The sequence below is a fragment of the Bacillus sp. BK450 genome (genome assembly GCF_004364885.1).
Classification (GTDB): Bacteria; Bacillota; Bacilli; order Bacillales; family Bacillaceae; genus Bacillus; species Bacillus safensis.
In genome coordinates this window covers 287,122-310,580 of the sequence record NZ_SOBQ01000004.1, presented here as the reverse complement: position 1 = coordinate 310,580, position 23,459 = coordinate 287,122, and the positions used below count along the sequence as shown (strand labels likewise).

The window sequence follows — 23,459 nt, the reverse complement described above, 5'->3', positions numbered from 1 at the left end:
ATCAAAGCGCCTTTTTATCCTGCATCAGCACACGGGGCTTCTGTTTCTTTCTTCCCGTACTTTTTTTATCTGAAAGCAGCAAACCTCCTAAGGTCAGTGCCGTTCCAAGCGCAGACATGAAGGTCAATCTCTCGTGAAGAACGATCATTGAAATGACCATCGTAATAATGGGCACTCCATAAATATACACACTCGATTTCACCACACCGAGCGTTTTCACAGAAAAGCTCCATGTCAGAAAACAAATGGCAGATGCGAAAAGGCCTAAAAACAGTAAATGGAAGGCAAACGATGGATTCGTCAATCGTTCCCAGTCTAAACGAATTTTAAAATGCCAGATCAGTGGAATCATCCATAGCAGTCCGTAAAAGAAGACACGCCTTGTTACCTGAATGATATGGTAGCCATATTGGTTGATCATCTTCGATAAAATGGAATAGAATGCCCAGACGATGGTAGCCGTTAAAGCTAACGCATCACCGAGTGGATTCAATTGAAACGTGGTCATTCCATTCATGCTGATCAGCACGATTCCCGTCATCGCGATGAAAAAGCCTATGAAAAACCGGCTGTCCAGCGGCTCATCTTTTAATAAAAAATAAGCCAATAAAAAGGAGAAGAATGGGACAACCGAGCTGATGACACCTGCATTCGAAGCGAACGTATAAGTAAGTGCGACATTTTCTAAAAAGTAATATAAGACCACACCGCATAAACCTGCCAGCGCAAACATCCCTTCATGCTTTTTACTTCGCACCTTCATGGTGACTGGATAGATGATCATCAGAGCCAAGTACCCGATAAAAAAACGGAAAAATAAAATCTCTGTTGGAGAAAAAGCCGTTAATAATATTTTGGTAGAGATAAAGGTAGATCCCCATAAAAAAATGGTGAACATGGCCGCCAAATGACCAAGTAGCTGTTTATTTTTCATCAGCAGTTACCTGCTTTACAAAAATTTGCTGATACTGCCCTGGCGTAAGCCCAATAAATTCCGAAAAGAAATGACTCAAATGACTTTGATCAGAAAATCCAGCGGCAGCAGCCGCATCTACAGGCTTCACTCCTTGGGCGAGAAGCTCCTTCGCATAGTTCACCCTGACTGTCTGTAAATAACGATATGGCGTGATGCCTCTGAACTTTGTAAAAGCACGCAGCAATGAATATTTGTTCATGGACACAAGCTCACCTAAGTCATCTAACGAGATATTTTCCGTGAGGTGTGTTTCGATATATTGCTGTACGTCTTGGACTTTTTGTTCGTTGGCATGTGCGGGTGATGCTTTTTCCTCTGATGTATGAGCATAGGCTTCAATCAATTGTTTCATAAAGAAATAGAAGGTTTCCTGTTTATTCAAAGCAGGAGCTTCTTCTGTGATCATTTGATGTAGATCATATAATGGCTTTGTTAGTTCACTTTGTGAAAACACAGGGGCTTTAAAATGCGGTTTGTGCTGAAAGACCTTCTCTAGCACCTCTGCTTCAATATTTAAGCAGCGATAATCGAGTGTCCTGTGATCAATTTGTTCACATGCGTGATTATCATACGGATTGAAAAGAAGGATATCACCCTTTTCAATGATGTATTCTTGATTTTGGCAGATCAAACGTCTTTGACCATCTTCAATAAACCCAATCACATAATATGTATGAAAATGATTGGGGAACTTTTGCAAGATGCCATGAAAGCGATACGCCTCTATTTGCAAGTTTTGATCAAAATGTACAGTTCGTTCCTCTTGTGTGTTCATGTCGATCCCTCTTTTCACTGAACTGATCATAAGTGTAGCACACCCTTTTTCTCTTGGATTGTACGATATTGACTTTTCGATGCAGGCTTGCCTAGAGGGAAGAACTTGGATAACATGAGACAAAAGATGATGTATAAAAGAGGGAACGATGGAATGAATTCATTCGAGTTGGAAAAACCAGCACCGTATCACATGCAATTTTATGAACAGCTGAAGCAAATGATTTTTGATGGCCAGTTTCAGCCAGGCGAGCGCATCAACGAAACACAGCTTGCCAAGCAATTTGGCGTAAGCCGATCACCGGTAAGAGAGGCCATGAGGCTGTTAGAAAAAGACGAGCTTTTAATCGCGGATCATCGCTCAGGCTATTCCGTCTATACGTTAACAGAAAAAGATGTTGAGGAGCTTTATCAAATTCGGGCGGCCTTAGAAACACTTGCTGTTGAGCTTGCCTGCAGGGAAGCCTCGCAAAGAGAAATGGATGAAATTGAGAAGGTTCTCACGCAGGCGGATGAAGCAATCAAGCAGCAGCTGCCATCTAAAGAGATCGTCCAGTTACATGAAGCCTTTCACCAAAAAATCATTTTAGCGAGTCACAATGACCGTTTATCCAAACAATTGAATCACGTGAATGCACTCATTCACTATTGCCGCATCTTCCATTTTAGCGGCGGGGCCCGTGCTGAAACCATTCAAAGGGAGCATACAGCCATCTATTCTGAAATAAAAGAGCGCCGCTCCACAGAAGCGGTTCAAGCAATGACAGAGCATTTATTACATGATGTCATGCACTTAAAGCAAGTACTCTCTAAAACAAACAAAGAGTAAAGGACTTTTCCCATTTTTTAAGCATTCCATGAACATATTTTGAATTTTTCGTAGATTTCAGCATGTCCAGACGATCTTTCGTTTATATTAGAAGATGAGAAACTAGCTTTTATACAGGAGGATTTGTATATGCATACAAGTATTAGCCGTCTTCGACAGGCGGGTTTTATTGAGGGTATGTCTCTTTTAACCCTTCTTTTAATTGCCATGCCTCTAAAATATTTTGCGGATATTCCGATGGCAGTCACTATTGTAGGCTCTCTTCATGGCGCATTGTTTGTCATCTATATGCTCATTTTGGCATATGTGACTTTTAAGGTTCGCTGGCATTTGAAATGGTCCATCGCTGGTTTTTTTGCGGCTTTCATTCCTTTCGGTAACTTCGCCTACGATAAGGTGCTCCGCCAATATGATACAAAAGCTTAATCAAAAAGGGCTAAAACGACATTCGTTTTAGCCCTTAGTCTTCACGCTGAAGCGTCCTGATAAAGGAACGCTTTTTTATATTGATGCATATTTCACAATGGCTGCTCGACGCGTCATGTCGTGATACGCCACCCATAATTCATCACCAGGCAAGACGCTAGTGATTGGATCGATTGGCTGCTTCACTTCATACATCATGCCATTTCTCTCAACCTGAATGATCGCTAACGGCAGATTGCCGATGACGCCCGCAAATTCAACATTGGTCACTTTTGCACTTCCTTGTTTCTCTTGCATGAGACCCATTTCTCTATCCAGCTCTTCTTTCTTTGTCTGGATCGTGATTTGAGTGCCCGCTGCGACCTGCATATGATCAGGGATAAACTGGCTGACCGTTTTTGTGATGGACTCATCTCCGTTTGAAACCGTCACATCAAGCTGAATAGGCTTTTGTTCATGGATGGCAATTGGATATTGCTTCACACGCTGGATCGTTCCTGTTAACGTCACATCTTTCCCCGATCGATTCCGCACTTCATGGCCATAGGCTGCCATTTTGAGCTGGCCGTTGATGTCGACAAGATCGGCTTTTTCTCCTGTTGTAAATTCAAAACCAGCGGCTTGAATCATCGGAATGGTATACCTTTTCTGATCTGCTTCAAATGTAAGCGATAAGACCGTGCCTCGTCCTACGGTTCCATATGATTCTATATTTCTTAAAACAGCGCCTTTGATGAACTTTGGCTGACTTGGCTGCGAGAAGTCACCTTCTTTTAAGAGCATCGCCTTTTTCTTCTGCGGATTATAGAGAATGGCGATACGCTGACCCGGCTGTGGTATCTGGGTATAGGATACAACCGTTTTAATCGTCTTCTCGATATTTTGCCCATCATATTGAAATTGCAGCTGCATTTTGATAATCGGCTGTTCGTTGATGTAGGTGCCCGTTTCTTTAACAGACACAATATTGGCTTCTAATGTGACACTGTCTTTGATTTTGTTGTTTCTCACCAATCTCAAAATCGGCGGCAGGAAGATGGCTAGTACAAATAACAGCAATGGAATAAACAGCCATATTGCCCAGTTGAGAATGAGCGGTCCGCCTTTCATGACATATTGCATAAAGGTGTCAAATGATGTTTGGTGAGCAGGGCTTGCGTTTTCGATTGAGATGACTTTTTGCAAAGGAAATTCCTTTAGCTGTTTGCTTTTCGTCTCAAATGCACCCGTTAATTGATTTTCGAATGAATAATAGATCCAATCACTATTCACATTTTTATGAAAAAATAGTCCTTCTCTGTTTAAAATTTCATATGAAAACGACTGAAAAAGCTTGCTGACAGACGTCGTCTTATTTGTGCGGTGGTTGTAAATATAACCAGTCAGCTTGCCTTTTGCTTCGTCCTTTGCTGTAGAGCCTACAAGAAGAACTTCTTCTTCATTAAGCTGGTAGATAAAGGTTTGATAAATCGGTTTTGGTGTTGGGACGACTTCACCAAGCCCTCCATCTGCATTCACTTTCCTTGGTCTTTTTGGATAGTTAGATTCGACAGCGACGGCAAAGTTTTGGGATGTTCCAATTGTTTTTGCTAGCTGCTTCTCCACTTTATCTTTAATGAGGCTAAACGGTTCAGCGTTTTTGGAGACATAGACCCCAAGCTGATGCTTATCGTTTGAGACTCCGCTGACATATGCTTTCTGGTCATTTTTTAAAGTCAATTCAAATATAGGTATAGGCGTCTGGCCTCTAAAGGAGTTCATGACGGCATCGATGGAAACGGGTCTTGCTGGCAGCTTCAGTTTGTTGAGATTGTGCACATGAAAAAACTGACCATTCTTTAGCTCACCTAGGACTGTAGCGGCACCTTCCATTTCTCCTGTAAATACGAGCCGTCCATTCCATTGGTATGTATTCGTTTTTAAAAATGAGGGAATCTGCAAGTTTTGTTTAATGAGCTCTTTCTTTTCTCCGCTAGGCGTTAGTTTCTCGATCAAAAGCTGCCCCTCTTTATTTTTTAAAGCAAGTAAGAGATTGTTACCTTGAATGGATGGCACCATTTCATTAAACGTATCGCTTTCCGTGGACCATTCACTGATTATTTTTCCTGATTGAGGATCATACATTACAAAATGGAGTTGCTGGTCTTTTGATACAGCACTCACCACTCGTTTCCCTTCATCAAATGTAAATATTCGTCTGACGTCATATTGCGTCGCTTTCCCTGCTGACAAATCATCTTGGTAGTGGTTCCACACCAAGAAACTAAGAATGATTGCTGGAATAAAGAAGACAATATACCTGAGGAAAATCACTGGTATTCTTTTCACTTGATCGCTTCCTTTCATGAGGTTCCTTTACCTTATACGTCAGTACAGCGAAAATGTTTCATGCTAGAAGAATACCATCAAAGCCCCTAAAATCCATATTTTACAAACTTTGTTGTTTACGATAAAATCCAATCAGATTCAAAAAAGGAGTTATCTCATTGGATAAGCTATCATCAATCATTCTAGCAGCTTGGCTGCGTGTCCCTCGCTGGTTCAAGCAATGGGTACTCGTATCCATTTCCATTTTCTTTTTTTATATGTGTTTTGTAAAGGGGCTGACTAGCTGGCACACCTTGCCGCCTGTCACTTTGCTCTCATGTGTGATTGGTTCCTTCATCATTTGGCTGATGTGGCTTAAGGGACAAAAAAATAAGTGAAAAGAGGACAATAATGAAAAAATCCATTCTTTATTTTGTGATTTCTTTTGTTCTGCAATTCGTTTGGTTTGGCCTTGTGCACCCAAATAGAGGCGTGACCCTGCTCTGATGATCTTTGCATTTATCGGCCTGCTGTTAGTGTCAAACCCTTTTGGAGGGGACGCTATGCGGATGGTTGCGACCTTTGTTTTTCCTTTTCTTGTTCTCATTGGTTTCGGGGTTCTATTGTTTGACCTAATGAAAAAGGCTGCCAAATAGATGGCAGCCTGTTCCTTACTCTTTTCATGCAAATAAATAATCAATGTTTAATCTCCGTTACGGAGTGTATGAATTAAGATTCGATCATATCAGTGTGTCATATGTGTTCCGAGTGAACCTACGTTTGAAAGTAAACGCCATGGAAGTTCTGGATAACAAGACAACGAAAGCCCTACCTCTCATTCGTCCTTACGGCTCCGAAGCCGTGCCAGTGTGAATTGTAAATCAAAACGTCTTTTTTCCATTCTTCCGCTTTTATAGGGGGCGGGTGCAGAAGGAAAAGAATAAGTTTGTTCGCTTTGACAGCGTCTCGTTCTTATCAAGTAGAAGCTCTATTGCTTCTCATTATGTCATAGAAAAAAGAAAGTTTACTTTCTTTATTTATTTGCTTATTTCAACACTAATATAAAACTATAACACATTCCCCCTGCTTACGCAAGTGTTAAAGTGATAATTCTGCTGGTGTACGGCTTCCTTCATTCATATAACGAATGGAGGTTGGCTCAATCTTCAGAATCACTAAATTCGGATCCTCTTTTCCTTTAAACCATTTCTCCATCTCATCAGACCAAAGACGGTCGATCAGTTCCCGATCATCGGTTAATGTTGCGGTACCTGCAATTTCTGCATAAGTATCACCGAATCCTTCGCCTGAATATCCAATAAGAATATGAACATTCGGATTTTTTTCAATTTCATCTGCTTTATGTGTTTCTTTACTCGTTGGTGTATATAACGTCAGACCTTCATGGAAAAACGTCATGTAGCGAGTATGCGGCTTATCCTGTTCAACAGTCGCTAGTGTCCCGACCTTTTGTTCATCTAATAGGTTTAATACCTTCTGTTTTAATTCTTCTTGAGACATATCGTTTCACTCCTTCAAAATTTCATCCGTATACGTAGGTTTCCACGACAGCCCATTCATTAAACAAAGAAATGTGTTTTTCATAAAAAGAGACCTTCTGGCTGATGCTATAGAAAACAGGTTCAATGAAGGGAGAAATTGAACATGCATCATGAAACGATGTTCCATTTGAGTTCACTTGTCATTGCGGCAGTTGTTGTAGGCATTATCGTATGGTCTGTCATATCTGTGCAGAAAAATCGCAAGAAATACTAAAAACACCGCCCAATCAAAGCTGGGCGGTGCCGCGGTAGATCATGTATTCATAAAGGAACCGCCGTTGACATGAAGTGTTTGTCCTGTCATATAAGACGATTCATCAGAAGCCAGCAGGACAAAGCAGCCGACATGCTCAACAGGCTGTCCTGGTCTTCCCATTGGGGTTTCTGCGCCGAAGCTTTCCACACTGTCTTCATCAAATGTAGATGGAATGAGTGGCGTCCAAATTGGACCTGGCGCTACACCGTTCACCCGAATCCCATCTTTCACAAGCGATTGTGCCATAGAACGCGTAAAGCCGTTAATGGCTCCTTTTGTCGCCGTATAATCAATCAGCACTGGGTTTCCCCGATATGGGTTAATTGATGTTGTATTAATGATGGAGCTTCCTGGTTTTAAATAATCCAGTGCCTTTTTCGTAAAATAGAAATAGGAATAGAAGTTGGTTCTAAAGGTTTGGTGAAGCTGTTCACTCGAAATATCTTGAATACGTTCTTGCGGATGCTGTTCAGCCGCATTATTTACTAAAATGTCTAATTGACCAAAGGCTTCAACTGTTTTTTCTACTGCTTTCTCACAAAAGGCTTCGTCACCGACATCTCCTGCAATCGTTAAGCATTTAACGCCTTCTTGTTCTACACGCTTTTGCGTATCCTCTGCATCCTCATGTTCATTTAAATACACAATGGCAACATGTGCACCTTCCTTTGCATAGGCAACAGATACTGCCCGTCCAATTCCACTATCTCCGCCTGTAATCAGTGCCACTTTTCCTTTAAGCTTGCCAGAACCTTGATATGATTCATCCTCAAAGATCGGCGCTGGATTCATTTCTCTTTCACTGCCTGGCTGCTGATCCTGCGTTTGGCGCGGAATGCCATTTGTTAAATATTCACGTAAATCCATGTATAAGCTCCTCCTTGATTTGTTGATGTATCCTTTCATTACCACCTCATTTTTTCACTCAAACATCATAAAGCTGTACTGATGTGTTCCCGAAAATCAGCATGTTTGAAGAGGGGAAAAATCGGTTACATGATCATCAAAAAGGAGCGTTCTCACATGCTGTCTATTTCGAAAACCTTTAGCAGACCAAAAGGCTGGCTCGGAAGCATTGCTGGACTCATTATGGCAAATGAAAATAAAGCATTGAATCAGTGGGCCATCCGCCACTTAGATTTGACAGATGGTGAAAACATTTTAGAAATTGGCTATGGACCCGGCTACAGTATTAAACATATGCTCAAGCATTATCAAGATCTTCATATTGATGGGCTTGATGCTTCTTCCACCATGCAGGAGCAAGCACAGTCACGCGTCAGCAAACGGGCAAAAGACAAACAGGTTCGGCTGTATGTCGGAAAAATCGAGAAAACACGTCTTCCCGGAGAGCAGTATGATAAAGTGCTGTCTGTTAACAATTTTACGATTTGGGATGATCCAAAAACGGGCTTACTCAATCTTTATCACACCTTGAAACCAGGCGGAACACTCGTTATTGTGATGCAGCCAAGAGAAAAAGGAGCTGATGCCAATCGGACAAAAGAGATGGGTGAAAACATATTAAACGACTTGCAGTTTGCTGGGTTTGACCAATTTTCTATTGAGTATGAAGAAATTCGCCCTACCCTTGCCGTCTGTGTCACAGCAAAAAAGCCGAGAAGCGAATAAGCTCTCGGCCTTTTTCTTACCACTTTGCCTCTTTGACAAATTGATAGAAAAGCTGATGTAATTTCTGTTCAATGTCTTCCTTTGTTCCTTGTCCATAAAGCGCCATGCTTTCTTCACTTTCAATGATGGATGAACTGATTAGACTAAACATTTCTGATCCTTCCTTGCCAAGCTCTTGCGGCGCAAGCATCATGAGCATTCGTGACATCTGCTGCTGCCCGCCATCCATGCTTTTAACCTCGTATGCCTGATCAAGATCATAAATATGGAAGATTGGTTCCTTGATGAATGTATGCTTTAAATGATAAAGAGCAAACTCAGTGCCAGGTATGCCTAAGCCGCCTTGCTGTTCACGTTCCAGAAGGCCGCCCGCCACATCATCCGCATGTATGATAAACCCTTCCTCTTCAAGCTGACGAAGCAGCTGCCTGATGGTTTCATCATGCTGCGGCATCGTCTTTCTTTTTTCGATGGTAAAATGGGACAGGATGCTGCGAATCACAAACATATAATTCGTCACCTGCTCTGCAACCGCCATCATATCAATGGTTTCTTGCACCAATTCTTTGGGAGATTCTTTTGTTCTTTTTTTCTCGATGATATAAGGAATCTTCCGTTTAATATGAGCCTTCACACGCATGGCATCATCCTCGTTTAAAAGGGGGCTGACCATGATGTAATCGATATGCTCATAGGGAATCGGAACGGTCGAGACAATCATGTCATAGCTCGATGCATCGATTTCCTTTAGCTCCATCAAGGAGGATAGATCGAATTTGGCGATCTCCGGCAATTCTTTTTTCAACCGAGAGGCGAGCATTTTCGAGGAACCGATGCCGCTTGAGCACACAACCAGCGCATGAATTTTTGTTTCTTCTTTTTTGATTTCAAGCACTGAGCCAAAGTGAAGCACAAGAAAGGCAATTTCATCCTCTGGAAATTCAATCTCTGGAAAGAAACGCTCGACTCCTTCTTCAATCGCCATAAACAGCAAAAAGTAGTCTTTTTTTATTTGTTGTGTGAGCGGATTATAGATTCTCATCTTTTCCTTTAGACGGTTCATGGCAGGCTCAAGATGAGACACGAGCCCCTCATACAATGAATCATTTTCATTGAGATGATAGCCGGTTTTATTTGAAATAAAATCAATGAGCTTTTTCGTTCTCAGCGCTATATCCAGCTCAATTTCATCAATACGGTATTCTGCCCCAAAGCTGCGATTTGCACTGCGAAGATGGATGGTCATATATCCGACCTCCGCTTCAGGAATCTCCACATTAAACATGCGTTCAAGCGCCCTTGCCATTCGAAGTGATGATTCAAATTCCTTCGTCCGCTTTAATTCCAGCAGCTCTTCCTCTTCCATTCGAATGGTTTCCCCAAGCTGAATACGTTCGATGGCATAGGTTAAGTGAACAACAAGTGCAATATAGGCACTATCAGATAATGAGAGTGACAGTCGATCTTTCAAATGAAAGAGCAGCCTTTCTACCTTTAGCAGCTGTCCTCTGCTGACAACGCCAAACACCTTTTCCGTTGCTTTCGTTCGATGTTTGATATTCATTTCAATCGTTTCTAAAAATAATTGAATATCGAGCCGGTCAACAATGAGATTGCCGACAATTTTTCGTTTTGCTTCCTCCGGCCCTTTTAATTCAATGCCGTACCCGCGCTTGCGGATAAGCTGCAAATCGTATGGAGCAATCCACTCCGTTAGTTCATCTAAATCATAGCTGATCGTCGCATTTGTGACCTGCAAGTCAGCTGCGAGTGTGTATAATTTCACCGGTTCCTTCGCTTCAAGCAGCGCACATAGAATTAAGAGCTTTCGTTCATCTGAGCTATATTCGATTTGATCCTCATTTGACATATGAGCAAGAAGCCGCTGTTTATCCTCCTGTTCGCCGACTGCCTTCAAGCCTTTCCCCGGCTGTTTATCTAACGAAAGATGATAATCTTTCAATATTGGTTTAATGGATTTTAGTTCTCTATGGATCGTTCTAGTACTTACCTGAACAGAATCGGCTATCTCACGAATGGTGACATAACGATTTTGCTGAATGATGTATTTAATGACTTTCTGTTCTCGTGCCGTTATGTACATGAAATGCCTCCTTCTGCATAAATAGGTCTATTGTCACACCTTAATATAAAACGCTTTCAACAAGCGATGCAATCTTAAGTTGATCTGACTTTGGCACAGCGGCTATGACAAAATTAAAAACAAGGGTTTCATCAGACGCTTCTCCAAAATGACGGTCCATAATCCTTTTGATGAAATTGAACCTTTTGTTCTTGAAAAGGCAGTGAACCTCCGGCTTTTAAAGAATAAGTCGGATTGTATACGGGAGAGCCAAAGCAATAATCGATTGTGCCTTCTTCTGGACGGAACATGACGGTTCGCATCGTTCCAAACAGCTCCTCATAATTGTGCACAGCCAGACCATCAGGATATTCTGTCTGGAACAGTTTCACAAGAGAATCACTTGATCGTTGCTCTTTTAAAGCTTCCATTAACATATCGTATCTGACAACAGAATGATGTTTGGTCATCCCTTTTGCTGTTTGATCAGCTACCGGATGATTCGTTGCAGCAATATAACCTCTCTCCGGCCTCCTCACCCTTTTTTGACCATCAATGATTTCAATCACAGCCGCCTTTCCTTTTCGATCGGCAAGCATGATATGAACATTTGAGGCAACGGGCATTTCCTCGATAGAGCGAATGGCTTCCTCGACCGTTGGACAGGATTCTAGAACAGAGCGAATCACATAATACACCTGCAAACCGGCGACGGCTGGAGGCTTTAAACCGGGTTCATTGCCAACCGGCGGACCGCAAGCAGAGAAAGTCACAGCAAGACCATGCTCATTCATTCCATCAGATCTGCCAAACAAGAGCAGCGACGAGCCTGTATGACATACCGATTCTTTTACATGTGTCGTCACAAGACGCATATCATCAAAAATCGGGGAGAAATCATAGTTACGCAGCATGACCGTTTGTTGACCGGCCGCCATATTCCCCTGCCTCACGCAATGGGAACAGCCTGGCTGAAGATGAGATGAATAGAAAAAGGTCAAATAACGCTCATCTAATTGCAGTTCATCACAAAATCCAGCAATCTCTTCATCTAATTGAGGAAGAAAGGGACGGATCAACTGCTTCGTTTCTTTCACAGCCTGTTGTGTTACCGGTTCTGTTCGAATATATTGTGTCTTTAGCAACGGGTTCTCCTTAAGCCAGACAGCCTGCTGTTTTCCTACTTCATAAGCCGTTCCTGTCATCTTTTGAAAAAACGCACTGATTTCCTCCATGCCTGCACACCTCTTTCGCCTTCGTTTCTTTTATCATATCGAAACCGTCATCTATTGAAAAGGATGAAAAAAACTGCAATCCCACCGGATTACAGCTGTTTACAGTATGCCTTAAACAATGCTTCTGCCATCGCTTCATACCCCTTAGGATTCGGGTGAAATTGATCAATCGATAAGTAGGCTCTTTCATGTCCTTCAAACGCCCGGTACACATCCACAACTTCTACATGTGGATTCGCAGCAAGCAAACGAAGCTGTTGATTATATTGCTGAAGCCACCGACCGGCTATTGGTATTTGCGGAAATGGATTATATAAATTCATGAAATACACGTAGTAGGGCTGATGCTGCCCTCTTTTGATCTGAGCGATTTCTTGAATCATCTTGCTAAAATTCGCCTGGCAATGTATGACTGCTTGCAGCAGTTTCTTTTCATCTTCACTTTCTTCATACTGCTGAACAGCTTGAACAAGGTCATTCCCACAGCCTGTGATGGTGATGATGTCAGCTGCCGCAATCGAACGTCTCACCTCTGACCGTTTGAAGAGTTGTAAAATCTGCTCGGTCGTTAATCCTGATTTTGCAAATACGGACAGCTCAACTGGTGCATGCGTCTTTTTTTCAAGCATCCACCAAAACCGCTGAACAAATCCTCCGCCAAATAAACGTGCCCCCACCCCAACTGTTAAGGAATCTCCAATCGCAACATAGGATCGTCCCACTCTTATCCCTCACTCTCTCCTGCCTTCTCTTATATATACGAAACCGGAGAACAGATGCTTGTAGCAGATGACTTAGGGGCATCCATCTTTTTTTGAGATGCAGCGCCTTTACAAACTCTTTACTTGCGATATCGATCAATTTTTTGTTCAATAAGAGTAGGCTTTTTGCGCTGAAAACTGCGTGTTTACGCGTTCCAGAAAAATTTACAAACTTTTTATCTTGATTTCGAGACTTTTTACCTTGACTTCAAACTACATAGTGATTACAATGAAAATATCAGTTTTCATGTAACTGTGCTTGTTACATCTTTTTCATAGCATTCCAATATGATTAAAGATGCCACATATTCAGCGTACCTTTGGGATACGCTAAAAAAATAACCGAAACAGAAAGGATTGAATGAACATGGCAAAAGTTTTATACATCACTGCACATCCGCATGATGAAACAGTTTCTTACAGTATGGCTACTGCTAAGGCATTTATCGAATCTTATAAGGAAGCAAATCCAAGTGACGAGGTTGTACATATCGATTTGTACAAAGAAAACATCCCTCACATTGATGCAGATGTATTCGCTGGCTGGGGCAAACTTCAATCTGGCGCTGGTTTCGATACACTTTCAGCTGAAGAGCAAGCGAAAGTTGCTCGTCTAAACGAATTAAGTGATCAATTCGTTTCTGCTGACAAATATGTATTTGTTTCACCACTTTGGAACTTCTCATTCCCACCAGTTCTTAAAGCATACATCGACTCTGTTGCTGTAGCTGGTAAAACATTCAAATACACTGAGCAAGGTCCTGTTGGATTATTAACAGACAAAAAAGCTCTTCACATCCAAGCACGTGGCGGATACTACTCTGAAGGTCCTGCTGCTGAACTTGAAGCAGGTCATCGTTACCTTGGTACAATCGCTAGCTTCTTCGGAATTCCTTCTTTCGAAGGTCTTATCGTTGAAGGCCACAATGCTGAGCCTGCGAAAGCAGAGCAAATTAAAGCAGATGCAATTGAACGTGCGAAAGCTTTAGGAAAAACTTTCTAATAACTGCACACAAAAAGCCAATGATCTTTACGGTCATTGGCTTTTTATTTGTTCAGAAAAACCTAATTCTCTCGAAATATCACTGGCGGCTTTTTTCACCTGTTTAATTAAGTAAGGTAAGCGTTCTTTTTGATAGCCTGCTTCAAATCCTGCAATGCTAATACCTGCTGCCACTTCCCCCAGATGATTGAAAATAGGAGCTCCAATCGCAGCTGTATAGTTTTCAAGCTCAGAATAGCTTAGCGTATATCCCCGCGCATTTGATTCTTCCAGCATGTTTCTTAGAACCTCTTTATCTGTGATGGTCCCAATTCCGATCTTCCCCAGCTCAATTGAGTCAATATAGGCAAGTCTCTCGCTCTCTGGCAAAAAGGAGAGAATACTTCTCGCACAGGCACCCGCATATAGGGGAGACCGTCTGCCAACGGCGGTGTAGAGACGAACAGGCTGGGTACCTTCAATCTTTTCCACGTAAATGGCTTCGTCGCCCTCACGAACAATGAGCTGTACAGCTTCTCCTACTTCATCCCGTAAGCTTTCCATAAATGGTCTTGCAATCCTTCGAATATCAAGGCGGTCCGCCACAAGCTGACCGTATTCAAGGAACATTAAGCCTAATCGATAAACACCTGTTTCTTGCTTTTCTAACAGTCCCATATCGGCTAAAGAGCTCGCCATGCGATGGACAGATGTTTTCGGCATACCGGAAAGCTCGATCATTTCATTTAATGTTAATTGATCGTGAGCGATAAACAGCCGCAAAATCTCCATTGATTTCACAACCGTTTTATTTGTGTTTTGCATCTTCTTCACCTTTTCTAAACGAGAATGCTTCCAGCTTGATTCTTGCAGCCAGCTCCCTCAGTTCTGCTTCTTGCTTAAATAACGCCTGCTCTGCATCCCGTTGATCTATTTGTTCAAAATACAGCTTTGCCCCAGGCATCGCCTGTGCAATAAGCGGCAAATCAACAGTCGCTACTTCTCCTATACGCGGGTATCCGCCTGTCGTCTGCCGATCTGCCAGCAGAATAATCGGCTGGCCATCAGGAGGAATTTGAATAGATCCAAAGGCGACCGCTTCTGAGATCAATTCCAGCTTTTCTTTTAAATGAACCGGCTCTCCCTTTAGCCGGCAGCCCATGCGATCTGATTGGGGTGTGACCTGATAAGGCTGCTCAAAAAATGCGGTTTGAGATGTTTCTTGAAAATGAGAAAGATGCCTGCCTGCCAGCACACGAATCACTGGTGATTTCCGCAGCGGTAAAAAATGATCATGACTCACTGTCCAATCGGGTGCGCCGTATCCCGCCTGTTTCACTTTATTTTTCAGCCTATCAAACAAATGATCCGCTTCGATAGATGGCTCTCCAACAGGCAGAACGTCGCCTTTTTCAAGCGGTCGTCCTTTCAGTCCACCGATCCCTGCTCTGACATAGGTGCTTTTGCTCTTCATGACTGGTTCCACATCAAATCCACCTGCCACAGCAAGATAAACGCGGCAGCCTCTCTTACAAAGACCAAAAGTGATCGTGCTTCCTGATCGGACAAAGAGCGGCTTCCATAATGGTGCCCGCTCTCCATCAATATCAATCTCAACATCAGCACCAGTGACGGCGATGAGCTGATCCCTCTCACATGTGAGCACAGGCCCCGGCCCCATCAACGTCACTTCCAGCACGGCTTCATTTTCTTGGTTGCCGGTGAGAATGTTGGCGATTCTAAGTGAGAGCGGGTCCATGCCGCCGCTCGTTAAGACGCCATACTTTTGATAGCCTTGCCGCCCTTTATCTTGAATGGTTGTGTAGATTCCTGGCTTGATGACATGAATACTCAACGTTCTGCCTCCTTCATGCTGAAAAATTCCTTTTCAGACATTTGGACAAATCTGACCTCGTCCCCTGCTTTCAATAGACTCGGAATTTCCTCGTCTGGGCGAAAAAGCGGCAGCGGGGTTTGTCCAATGAGCTGCCAGCCCCCGGGTGTGGAAATTGGATAAACGCCTGTCTGCTTTCCTGCAATACCAACAGAGCCTTTTGGAATAGACATCCTTGGTGTTTCTCTGCGTGGTGCTGCGATCTTTTCAGACAGCCCGCCTAAAAACGGAAACCCTGGGGCAAATCCAATCATATAGACAAGGTACGTGCCGGCAGTGTGAATACGCACGACTTCTTCTGGCGTTAAACCATTGATACGGGCAACCTCTTCTAAATCAGGGCCCAGCGTTCCCCCGTAACAGACTGGAATGTCAACGATGCGGCGCTTTACCTGAACTCCCTCCTGCCATTTGTCTTCAAGAAGTTGTTCAATATAGCCTTTGACCCATTCATACGGAGACAGGTCTTGTGTTTGCAGCTGGGCCGATTGATGTACGGTATAAGGCTCGTAAAAAACAGTCACGTTTGTAAAGGCTTGAACTGCTTCTACATACCCTTCAAATGGGTGCTGTTCAATACATGCAAACAGCTGCTCAACACGTGCATGAATCTCCTCACGTATGTCAGCTCCTGCTTGGATGACGATCGCTGCATCTCCCAGCGGGTGATAGGTGATGGAATCTTTTATCGTTGAAAAAGCCACTTGAGGACACCTCTCTTTCTACAGTACACCGAGCTTTTGATCTCTTCGATCTGTAATGAACATATGCCCGGGTGCATGAGTGATCGCAATGTCGGGTTTTGTATGCATGACAATGGCTTGCGGCGTCACACCACATGCCCAAAACACCGGGACTTCTCCTTCTTTGATCACAGATGGTTCTCCAAAGTCAGGCTGATTCACATCGGAAATGCCAATCACCGCTGGGTCCCCTATATGAATTGGACCACCATGGACTGATGGAAATCGAGATGTCACTTGAACACTTCTTGTGACTTGATGCGCCGGAATGGGTCTCATGCTGACCACCATCGGGCCATGAAAGACTCCTGCTTTTTCACAAGCTATATTCGTTTGATACATGGGTACGTTATGACCGTCTTCAATATGGCGGACAGGAATGTCATTCAGCATAAGCGCGTGCTCAAACGTAAAACTGCATCCAATGAGAAAGGCAACCATATCATCCTCCCAATAAGCAGTGATATCTGTCACCTCTTCTTCAAGAATCCCTTTTCGGTAAATACGGTACTTAGGAAAGTCCGTACGAATATCCGCTTGAGGCGCAGACCGTCTTGGTACTGGATCACCTGGGTCCAGTACATCAAGCAATGGACATGCAGCCGGATTCCGCTGGCAAAATAAAAGAAAATCAAAGGCAAGTTCCTTTTTGACAATCATTAAATTGGCTTGAGCAAACCCTTCTGCAAAGCCAGCCGTTGGTCCTGTGATTTCTTTTTTACGAATCAACTCTCTGATCTGTGAAGGCTCGTATGTTTGATAGATATTCATTCGATTCAGCTCCATAGTTTTGGAATTTCATTGATAATGGTATACCCGCCCATCAATGCCATGATGACAACGACAAATGCGCCTGATACTGTCAAAAAGAATGGATGTCGATAATCCCCGACAATGTCTTTCTTATAAGCCGCTACAAGTAAAGTGCCAAGTGCGATCGGTAAAATCAATGCATTGAGCGCCCCCACTAAAACTAATATGTTCACAGGTCGTCCGATCGTAATAAAACAAATAGTCGAGAGAGCAATAAAGCCGATGATAATCCCACGCTGATTTTGTTCAATTTTTGGCGAGAAGGTTTTAAAGAAGGAAACAGACGTGTAAGCCGCGCCAATAACTGATGTAATGGCCGCAGCCCACATAATGATGCCGAACATTTTATATCCAACATTTCCAGACGCCAATTGGAATACAGAAGCAGGCGGATTGGCTGGATCAATCTGTAAGCCCTTTGAGACCACTCCTAGAACGGCCAAAAATAAAGCGACACGCATCACAGATGTAATAAGAATGCCGAAAACAGAGCTTTTTGTCACTTGAGGAAGTGCATCCTTCCCTTTAATGCCAGCATCCAATAGACGATGCCCACCAGCAAAAACGATATAGCCGCCAACTGTCCCCCCGACAAGTGTCACTATTGATAAAATATCAATTTCTTCTGGGACAAATGTTCTGAGCGTTGCTTCTCCAACGGGCGGTGCTGTTGAAACCGCCACGTACAGCATCAGGCCAATCATCACAAAACCTGCTATTTGTGTGAAACGGTCCATTGCTTTCCCAGCTTCTTTAATCACAAAGATCAAAATGGCAATGACAGCACTGATGGCTGCACCGATTCGCGGATCGACTCCGAAGATTACCTGGAAACCGAGACCAGCTCCAGCGATATTTCCGATGTTAAAGGCAAGTCCTCCAATGACAATCAAAAAGGCCAGCACATAGCCGAGACCCGGGAGCACCATATTCGCTATATCCTGACCTCGTTTTTCTGAAACGGCAATGATGCGCCATACATTTGTTTGTGCAAAAATATCTAATAAAATTGAGATCAAAATGACAAACCCAAAGCTAGCCGCAAGCTGCTGTGTGAAGACGGTTGTTTGTGTTAAAAATCCCGGTCCGATCGCGGACGTCGCCATTAAAAAGGCAGCGCCCATCAGCATAGACCGATTCCCCTTTGGTGCCTTCATTTGTTTGACTTTCTCTGTTTTCATGCTGTTTCCCCCTTTGATGACGATTTTTATTGAAAGGCCTTGAGATGAATCCCGGCTTCTTTTAGCTTCGCTGTAATGGTCTTCGCAAATTGAAGCGCATGGCTGCCGTCTCCGTGAATGCAGACCGTATCTGCTTTGAGCTCGATATCTTCTCCTTGAACTGTACGAACCCTGCCTTCTCTCACCATACGAACAACCTGCTGGACGGCCCGTTCATCCTCTTCAATGAGTGCATGTGGTTCGCGGCGCGATGTCAGCGTCCCGTCTGTTTGATACGTCCGATCAGAAAACACTTCATGTGCCACTTGCAAACCTATTCGTTCACCTGCTAACGCAAGTTCACTGCCTGACAGACCAAATAACACAAGGTTTGGGTCCACATCATACACAGCCTGCGCAATCAATTCAGATAATTCAGTATTTTCAGCCGCCATGTTGTAGAGGGCGCCGTGTGGTTTGACATGCTGCATCGTACCGCCCTCGGCCTTGAGAAAGGCTGATAGAGCGCCAATTTGATAGATGACAAGATCATAGGCTTCCTCTGCGGAGATAGCCATTGGACGTCTGCCAAAGCCGGCCAAATCTTGCAAACCAGGATGTGCACCAATTTTGACCCCTTTATCCAATGCCATTCTGACCGTCTTTCTCATAACGGTTGGATCTCCTGCATGAAAACCACAAGCAATGTTGGCTGAGGTGACATATTCTAAGATTTGTTCGTCTGCACCGATTGTGTATTGACCAAAGCTTTCTCCCAAATCACAGTTGATATCCACTTGATACATAGAATCCCTCCTTGTTGTTCCGAAATACGGTATATAAAGTCCGAATATTCGAATTTATATTGATTATACCAACTTTGGATAGACTGCACATGAAATTGTCAGAAAATATAACAATCGAACTAGGAGAAAACAAAAAAAGCGAGAGGCAAAGTCCTCTCACTTTTTCTGTCATGAAATGCACCTTATTTAGACAGCACCCAATGTTGGATGGCTTTTGCCACACCGTGTTCTGTGTTAGGAGCCGTAATCCAATCAGCGGCCTCTTTCACCACTTCCTGGGCATTTCCCATCGCAATGCCTAATCCGGCTTCTTGAATCATGGCCATATCATTGAGGCTGTCGCCAAGTGACATGACGTTGTCCATCGTACAGCCAATGCGTTCTGCTACTTTTGCAAGAGCTGCCGCTTTGTTAATGCCGGCTGCATTGACTTCAATATTCGTTGGACTTGAGTTTGTGATCTCTAGGTGCTTATTTGTTTTCAATGTATTGAGTACTTCCTCACGAACGTCATCATCATGAATATCAAAGCCAAATTTCAACCATTCATGGTCATGAATTCGTTCTGGGAATTCACCTCTCCACACCTTATCCACAGTTGAAGCCCAGTAATCGGTTTCGTACCTATTTTTTAAATCCCACATCATTTGGACGTGATCAGGATGCAGCAGATCCCGTTCGATCAGCTGGAAGTTTGAATCCCAGATTTCACTTCCGTTTGCTGTCACAAGGTAAGACGATAACTTGAGCGGCTCAACTAGCTCTCGGCATGTCATCAGTGTCCGCCCTGTGCTAATGACCACATGGACCCCTTTTGCTTCAGCCTCTTTAATGGCTTGTTTATTTTCCTCTGGAATGATGTGCTCACTGTTTAACAGCGTGCCATCCATATCAATGGCAATCAATCGGATGTCTTTCTTATGAGCTTGTGTTGACAAATTGAGTACCCCACTTTGTATCGATTTTTGAAACTATCTTTATTTTAATATAAAGAGGAAGAAGGCACAAAGGGACGAGTTTGATCCCATAGAAAAAAGACCTTGTTGCAGGTCTTTTTCACATGTGCTTAGCGTTCACACGCAATGCCGTCTTTATCGCGGTCAAGGTGCTTATTTTTTTGATAAAGTGCTTTAGATACATAAGGCTTGTATTTTGTTTTTCCGCCTTTGTTTTTCGTGTTTTTGCTTTTTGCTACGCCGCCTTTATATACTTTGTTCAGCGCTTTGCAGTTTTTGTAAGACTTGACCGTTTTTGCATCTGCTGTGTGGGTGTCGACTTGTGTAAAACTTAGCAAAAGTCCTAAAGACAAGACAGCCACCATGATTTTTTTCAACATGTAAGATCCCCCTATTTTTTCTATTTTTACATTTTTATCATATGTCACCACTTTTTGTTTTTCAAGACTATTGATCTAAATATTTTGGTTTTTTTGGCATGAAGTACACCTTATATCCTATATGGTACAATGAGTGGGAAACCTTTCCGTTTTTGACACGTATATGAAGAGAGGAGTTTTTCACATGAAAATGAAATATACCATTTTATATGTAAACGATGTGGAAGCAAGTATTTATTTCTATCAGCATGTACTTGGTTTCCCAATAAGATTGAGGGTTGAATCCTATGTTGAGTTTGACACTGGAGACGTGACGTTAGCGATTAATTCACGCCAGGATGTCAAAGAAGCACTCGGATTGCCTGTCCCTGAAACAAATCAAACATCTCAAACGTTTGAAATTGGCTTTGTTGTGGATGATGTGGAGCAAACGATTGCATCAATGAAGGAAAAAGGGGTTTCGATCATCAAAGAACCTGCAAAAAAACCATGGGGTCAAACAGTCGCTTATGTGTCTGATCCTGATGGTCATTTCATTGAAATATGTGATGCGGTCTCCTAATTGTCTTTGAAGGGAGTGAACCAGAATGAGAAAAAAACATGCTTTTTTCGCCGGTGTTTGCTCAATGATTGTGATTTGCAGCGCCGCTATCCTGTTGCAGCACCTTGAATGGATTGGGTTTGTTAGTGGCGGCATCTCAATTATTGGGGTCGTGATGTCTGGGGTGCTAATGGGTGCTTGGACAAGTGGAGAAGAGACACGAGCAGTCTATCATTCTGAAACAAAAGAACACCGCATGTGGCGCCTTGATACGGCTTTTCTTGTGATCATTTTTGCACTTCCACACATGGCTGCGTCGGTCTTTTATGTTTTGATGTAAACACTTGTTAAAAGGAGTTAGTTTTATGGCTGTTTTTATTCTATTCATTGTATTTGGCTTTCCTATTCTCTCTGTGCTGATTGGCATTTTGGGCACGCTCTTTTTAAAGAATGTTTGGATGCCTACTTTGATTGTGCTGTTAGCGAGCATGATCTTCATGTTCACTTATATTGACGGGAATGAATCCTTTCTCATTTGGGTGATTGTCTATACCGTCTTTACGTTCCTTGCTGGATGGATCACAAAGCGGCTCAAGTAAAAAAGAACAGTTTCCACTGTTCTTTTTTTGAATCATATATCCGCACACCATAGTTCAATTTCAATTTCAATTTTCAGCTCAGGCCATCCTAAAGCTGATACATAAACAACCGTCATTGATGGGTAAGCTGTTTTGAAGATCGTATCCCACTGAGGATATAGATGGTCCCAGTCTATCACTTTAGGAGCTATTTTTCATTTCATTTAAGTGCTAATTTGCACTAAAATACTCTTATATTGAAGCATCTTATTGATTTAAACAAAATATTAAGTAATAGCCCATAAGGGGTAGCTTCATACCTAAACTACAGTTAAAATACCAGTCATACACTAACCGTTTTTGTTACATTTATTTTTTTGAGGCCGAAAAAGGGTCTCATCGTTTTCTAGCTTAGAATCAATAAACTCCACAATACGTTGAAGATCGTGTATTTGATTCATCACTTTTTCTTTATATTCTAAAAGGGTTCTTTTTAATTCGGGAACAGAACTAAGTTTATATTTTACAGGATATTGTAAAATATTTTTCATTTCATTTAATGACATTCCTGTTTTTTTCAGACAAATGATCAGTTCCATTAGCTCTATGTCTTCTTCATCGTATATTCGATGTCCATTTCGTTTTCTTTTTGCATAAGGAAGCAATCCGATTTTTTCATAATAGCGGATTGCATCTTCAGTTAATCCGGTTTTCTTGGAAGCTTGCTTGATAGAATAAGCATTCACATCATCACCTACTAATTTTGTTTACAGATAGATTAATTAAAATCTAAACGAGAAACTCGTTTTGGTAAATATCAATCAGTTGATTAAGTACTTGTGCCTCATAACCAGAGAATTTGATTGCAGTTTCTTTGCCCTTGTTTACAAAAATCCCGGTAATTTCGTTGTTGAAATTGAAAGCAGCTTCATATAAGCGAGATGCCCCTTTGCTTGGAGGAGAAAAAATAAGGTTCCTTATGGGAAGAATATAACTGGGCATTCTTTTTCCTTTGGTCAACTTCGTCCTGTTTGGTCCTGGGCAGACACTGCGAATTTTTATTCCCTCGGTCAATAGCTTCGGAGCAATTCCATTCGTCCACAGGGAAAGGGCTAATTTACTGTTCGCATATGGACCTATAATCTTTTTAAATGGAATTGTCTTAGGATCGATTACTGTATTTAAGTCAAATCGCTTCAAAAATAATAAAGAATTGGAAGACGTATTAATGATCGTTTTCTCCTGCCCATGTAGTAACAGTTCTTTAAGTTCCATTGTAACGATATAAGGCACTAATGTATTAACTTCAAAATGAATTTCACGCCCTTGTTTGGAATATTTGTATTCAGCAAAACTGACTCCTGCATTGTTAAAAATCAAGTCAATTTTGGTCTCGCTTTTCTTAATCTGGCTAAGTACGTTTCTAAGGCTGGAGAATTCGGCTAAATCAGCTTTATATACTCTTAATAGCTTCTTTTTAAGAGCATCAATAATTATTGGTTGATCATTTGGAAAGTCAGAACGAATTACAGCAATTACTTCCCATCCTTGAGATAGAATCTTTTTCGTCAGTTCCAATCCAATCCCAGAGTTGGCTCCTGTAATCAATACCACTTTATTTTGTTCGTTCATTTTATTCTTCCTTTCTGTGGTTCCGATAGTAAACACAGATTACTACTTGGAGTGAACACCAAGTCAAGGGAAATTTTTTAATCTATTTCCATAAGCGATTGATATTCGTATCCTTAAAAAAAGCTATCCTTTA

At 42.3% G+C, this 23,459-nt stretch carries 26 protein-coding genes; 8 read left to right on the top strand and 18 right to left on the bottom strand.

Features of this window, described 5'->3' with window-relative positions; genetic code table 11:
• Position 1: 1 nt before the first annotated feature.
• Together EV579_RS15595 and EV579_RS15590 are read right to left on the bottom strand one after the other, a co-directional pair.
• Positions 2-934, bottom strand: a complete 933-nt coding sequence (locus EV579_RS15595; protein WP_133744785.1) for a DMT family transporter — start codon at positions 932-934, stop codon at positions 2-4.
• Positions 924-1,751, bottom strand: coding sequence for a helix-turn-helix domain-containing protein (locus tag EV579_RS15590; RefSeq protein ID WP_133744784.1), 828 nt, complete (start codon positions 1,749-1,751; stop codon positions 924-926). The genes EV579_RS15595 and EV579_RS15590 overlap by 11 nt, the downstream gene beginning before the upstream one ends.
• Before the next feature lie 153 nt (positions 1,752-1,904).
• Here EV579_RS15590 and EV579_RS15585 point away from each other — a divergent pair, with 153 nt between their 5' ends.
• Together EV579_RS15585 and EV579_RS15580 are read left to right on the top strand one after the other, a co-directional pair.
• Positions 1,905-2,579: a GntR family transcriptional regulator gene (locus EV579_RS15585; RefSeq protein WP_166644705.1), complete on the top strand. Its 675-nt coding sequence runs from the start codon at positions 1,905-1,907 to the stop codon at positions 2,577-2,579.
• Between the two features lie 129 nt (positions 2,580-2,708).
• On the top strand, positions 2,709-3,005 hold the full coding sequence (locus EV579_RS15580; protein WP_008347156.1) for a DUF3817 domain-containing protein: 297 nt from the start codon (positions 2,709-2,711) through the stop codon (positions 3,003-3,005).
• Positions 3,006-3,080: 75 nt separating this feature from the next.
• On the opposite strand, the gene EV579_RS15575 is transcribed toward EV579_RS15580, so the two are convergent.
• Positions 3,081-5,333: a hypothetical protein gene (locus tag EV579_RS15575; RefSeq protein WP_243837432.1), complete on the bottom strand. Its 2,253-nt coding sequence runs from the start codon at positions 5,331-5,333 to the stop codon at positions 3,081-3,083.
• A 158-nt stretch (positions 5,334-5,491) separates the two neighbouring features.
• On the opposite strand from EV579_RS15575, the gene EV579_RS15570 reads away from it, so the two are divergent.
• Positions 5,492-5,710 carry a hypothetical protein gene (locus tag EV579_RS15570; protein WP_034283837.1) on the top strand — a complete coding sequence of 73 codons (219 nt, stop codon included), beginning with the start codon at positions 5,492-5,494 and terminating at the stop codon, positions 5,708-5,710.
• 700 nt (positions 5,711-6,410) lie between these two features.
• Here the strand turns inward: EV579_RS15570 and EV579_RS15565 are convergent.
• Positions 6,411-6,833: a pyridoxamine 5'-phosphate oxidase family protein gene (locus EV579_RS15565; protein WP_073203869.1), complete on the bottom strand. Its 423-nt coding sequence runs from the start codon at positions 6,831-6,833 to the stop codon at positions 6,411-6,413.
• A gap of 294 nt (positions 6,834-7,127) precedes the next feature.
• Positions 7,128-7,997, bottom strand: coding sequence for an SDR family oxidoreductase (locus tag EV579_RS15560; protein WP_024425561.1), 870 nt, complete (start codon positions 7,995-7,997; stop codon positions 7,128-7,130).
• Positions 7,998-8,126: 129 nt separating this feature from the next.
• On the opposite strand from EV579_RS15560, the gene EV579_RS15555 reads away from it, so the two are divergent.
• The gene (locus EV579_RS15555; RefSeq protein ID WP_236626603.1) at positions 8,127-8,762 is read left to right on the top strand and encodes a class I SAM-dependent methyltransferase; all 636 of its coding nucleotides are present in this window, start codon (positions 8,127-8,129) and stop codon (positions 8,760-8,762) included.
• A 16-nt stretch (positions 8,763-8,778) separates the two neighbouring features.
• Here the strand turns inward: EV579_RS15555 and EV579_RS15550 are convergent, their stop codons facing one another.
• From EV579_RS15550 to EV579_RS15540, 3 genes are all read right to left on the bottom strand, one after another.
• Positions 8,779-10,866: a BglG family transcription antiterminator gene (locus tag EV579_RS15550; protein WP_133744781.1), complete on the bottom strand. Its 2,088-nt coding sequence runs from the start codon at positions 10,864-10,866 to the stop codon at positions 8,779-8,781.
• A gap of 131 nt (positions 10,867-10,997) precedes the next feature.
• A complete protein-coding gene (locus EV579_RS15545) occupies positions 10,998-12,080 on the bottom strand; it encodes a C45 family autoproteolytic acyltransferase/hydrolase (protein ID WP_133744780.1) in 1,083 nt (360 codons plus the stop codon).
• Between the two features lie 89 nt (positions 12,081-12,169).
• Positions 12,170-12,802 carry a GDSL-type esterase/lipase family protein gene (locus EV579_RS15540; protein WP_044335074.1) on the bottom strand — a complete coding sequence of 211 codons (633 nt, stop codon included), beginning with the start codon at positions 12,800-12,802 and terminating at the stop codon, positions 12,170-12,172.
• Between the two features lie 406 nt (positions 12,803-13,208).
• Between EV579_RS15540 and EV579_RS15535 the strand changes: the two genes are divergently transcribed.
• Entirely contained in the window at positions 13,209-13,844 is a 636-nt protein-coding gene (locus tag EV579_RS15535; protein WP_034283819.1) for an FMN-dependent NADH-azoreductase, read from the top strand.
• A 33-nt stretch (positions 13,845-13,877) separates the two neighbouring features.
• Here the strand turns inward: EV579_RS15535 and EV579_RS15530 are convergent, their stop codons facing one another.
• From EV579_RS15530 to EV579_RS15495, 8 genes are all read right to left on the bottom strand, one after another.
• The gene (locus tag EV579_RS15530) at positions 13,878-14,648 is read right to left on the bottom strand and encodes an IclR family transcriptional regulator (protein WP_024427337.1); all 771 of its coding nucleotides are present in this window, start codon (positions 14,646-14,648) and stop codon (positions 13,878-13,880) included.
• Positions 14,632-15,678: a 5-oxoprolinase subunit C family protein gene (locus tag EV579_RS15525; RefSeq protein ID WP_133744779.1), complete on the bottom strand. Its 1,047-nt coding sequence runs from the start codon at positions 15,676-15,678 to the stop codon at positions 14,632-14,634. The genes EV579_RS15530 and EV579_RS15525 overlap by 17 nt, the downstream gene beginning before the upstream one ends.
• Entirely contained in the window at positions 15,675-16,421 is a 747-nt protein-coding gene (gene pxpB / locus EV579_RS15520; RefSeq protein WP_133744778.1) for a 5-oxoprolinase subunit PxpB, read from the bottom strand. Before pxpB ends, EV579_RS15525 begins: the two co-directional genes overlap by 4 nt.
• 18 nt (positions 16,422-16,439) lie before the next feature.
• On the bottom strand, positions 16,440-17,231 hold the full coding sequence (locus EV579_RS15515; RefSeq protein WP_133744777.1) for a putative hydro-lyase: 792 nt from the start codon (positions 17,229-17,231) through the stop codon (positions 16,440-16,442).
• A gap of 5 nt (positions 17,232-17,236) precedes the next feature.
• Positions 17,237-18,454, bottom strand: a complete 1,218-nt coding sequence (locus tag EV579_RS15510; protein WP_133744776.1) for an NRAMP family divalent metal transporter — start codon at positions 18,452-18,454, stop codon at positions 17,237-17,239.
• A gap of 26 nt (positions 18,455-18,480) precedes the next feature.
• The gene (locus tag EV579_RS15505; protein ID WP_133744775.1) at positions 18,481-19,239 is read right to left on the bottom strand and encodes a LamB/YcsF family protein; all 759 of its coding nucleotides are present in this window, start codon (positions 19,237-19,239) and stop codon (positions 18,481-18,483) included.
• A gap of 182 nt (positions 19,240-19,421) precedes the next feature.
• Positions 19,422-20,177 (bottom strand): Cof-type HAD-IIB family hydrolase, encoded by a 756-nt coding sequence (locus tag EV579_RS15500; RefSeq protein WP_024425552.1) that lies wholly within the window; start codon positions 20,175-20,177, stop codon positions 19,422-19,424.
• Positions 20,178-20,305: 128 nt separating this feature from the next.
• Positions 20,306-20,575: an excalibur calcium-binding domain-containing protein gene (locus EV579_RS15495; protein WP_080652949.1), complete on the bottom strand. Its 270-nt coding sequence runs from the start codon at positions 20,573-20,575 to the stop codon at positions 20,306-20,308.
• Positions 20,576-20,759: 184 nt separating this feature from the next.
• Between EV579_RS15495 and EV579_RS15490 the strand changes: the two genes are divergently transcribed.
• From EV579_RS15490 to EV579_RS15480, 3 genes are read left to right on the top strand one after another with little or no spacing between them, the layout of a single operon-like run.
• Entirely contained in the window at positions 20,760-21,137 is a 378-nt protein-coding gene (locus EV579_RS15490) for a VOC family protein (RefSeq protein ID WP_133744774.1), read from the top strand.
• A gap of 25 nt (positions 21,138-21,162) precedes the next feature.
• Positions 21,163-21,456 (top strand): DUF5316 family protein, encoded by a 294-nt coding sequence (locus tag EV579_RS15485; protein ID WP_133744773.1) that lies wholly within the window; start codon positions 21,163-21,165, stop codon positions 21,454-21,456.
• Between the two features lie 25 nt (positions 21,457-21,481).
• Entirely contained in the window at positions 21,482-21,715 is a 234-nt protein-coding gene (locus EV579_RS15480) for a DUF2651 family protein (RefSeq protein WP_133744772.1), read from the top strand.
• A gap of 329 nt (positions 21,716-22,044) precedes the next feature.
• Here EV579_RS15480 and EV579_RS15470 read toward each other — a convergent pair whose 3' ends face one another.
• Positions 22,045-22,440 carry a MerR family transcriptional regulator gene (locus EV579_RS15470; RefSeq protein ID WP_133744771.1) on the bottom strand — a complete coding sequence of 132 codons (396 nt, stop codon included), beginning with the start codon at positions 22,438-22,440 and terminating at the stop codon, positions 22,045-22,047.
• A gap of 43 nt (positions 22,441-22,483) precedes the next feature.
• Positions 22,484-23,326: an SDR family NAD(P)-dependent oxidoreductase gene (locus EV579_RS15465; protein WP_133744770.1), complete on the bottom strand. Its 843-nt coding sequence runs from the start codon at positions 23,324-23,326 to the stop codon at positions 22,484-22,486.
• Positions 23,327-23,459 lie beyond the last annotated feature (133 nt).

Coding starts and splice junctions, on each gene's coding strand:
- EV579_RS15595 (WP_133744785.1), bottom strand. CDS start 934: ATGAAAAATAAACAGCTACTTGGTCATTTGGCGGCCATGTTCACCATT.
- EV579_RS15590 (WP_133744784.1), bottom strand. CDS start 1,751: ATGAACACACAAGAGGAACGAACTGTACATTTTGATCAAAACTTGCAA.
- EV579_RS15585 (WP_166644705.1), top strand. CDS start 1,905: ATGAATTCATTCGAGTTGGAAAAACCAGCACCGTATCACATGCAATTT.
- EV579_RS15580 (WP_008347156.1), top strand. CDS start 2,709: ATGCATACAAGTATTAGCCGTCTTCGACAGGCGGGTTTTATTGAGGGT.
- EV579_RS15565 (WP_073203869.1), bottom strand. CDS start 6,833: ATGTCTCAAGAAGAATTAAAACAGAAGGTATTAAACCTATTAGATGAA.
- EV579_RS15560 (WP_024425561.1), bottom strand. CDS start 7,997: ATGGATTTACGTGAATATTTAACAAATGGCATTCCGCGCCAAACGCAG.
- EV579_RS15555 (WP_236626603.1), top strand. CDS start 8,127: ATGATCATCAAAAAGGAGCGTTCTCACATGCTGTCTATTTCGAAAACC.
- EV579_RS15550 (WP_133744781.1), bottom strand. CDS start 10,866: ATGTACATAACGGCACGAGAACAGAAAGTCATTAAATACATCATTCAG.
- EV579_RS15545 (WP_133744780.1), bottom strand. CDS start 12,080: ATGGAGGAAATCAGTGCGTTTTTTCAAAAGATGACAGGAACGGCTTAT.
- EV579_RS15535 (WP_034283819.1), top strand. CDS start 13,209: ATGGCAAAAGTTTTATACATCACTGCACATCCGCATGATGAAACAGTT.
- EV579_RS15530 (WP_024427337.1), bottom strand. CDS start 14,648: ATGCAAAACACAAATAAAACGGTTGTGAAATCAATGGAGATTTTGCGG.
- EV579_RS15515 (WP_133744777.1), bottom strand. CDS start 17,231: ATGAATATCTATCAAACATACGAGCCTTCACAGATCAGAGAGTTGATT.
- EV579_RS15510 (WP_133744776.1), bottom strand. CDS start 18,454: ATGAAAACAGAGAAAGTCAAACAAATGAAGGCACCAAAGGGGAATCGG.
- EV579_RS15505 (WP_133744775.1), bottom strand. CDS start 19,239: ATGTATCAAGTGGATATCAACTGTGATTTGGGAGAAAGCTTTGGTCAA.
- EV579_RS15495 (WP_080652949.1), bottom strand. CDS start 20,575: ATGTTGAAAAAAATCATGGTGGCTGTCTTGTCTTTAGGACTTTTGCTA.
- EV579_RS15490 (WP_133744774.1), top strand. CDS start 20,760: ATGAAAATGAAATATACCATTTTATATGTAAACGATGTGGAAGCAAGT.
- EV579_RS15485 (WP_133744773.1), top strand. CDS start 21,163: ATGAGAAAAAAACATGCTTTTTTCGCCGGTGTTTGCTCAATGATTGTG.
- EV579_RS15480 (WP_133744772.1), top strand. CDS start 21,482: ATGGCTGTTTTTATTCTATTCATTGTATTTGGCTTTCCTATTCTCTCT.
- EV579_RS15465 (WP_133744770.1), bottom strand. CDS start 23,326: ATGAACGAACAAAATAAAGTGGTATTGATTACAGGAGCCAACTCTGGG.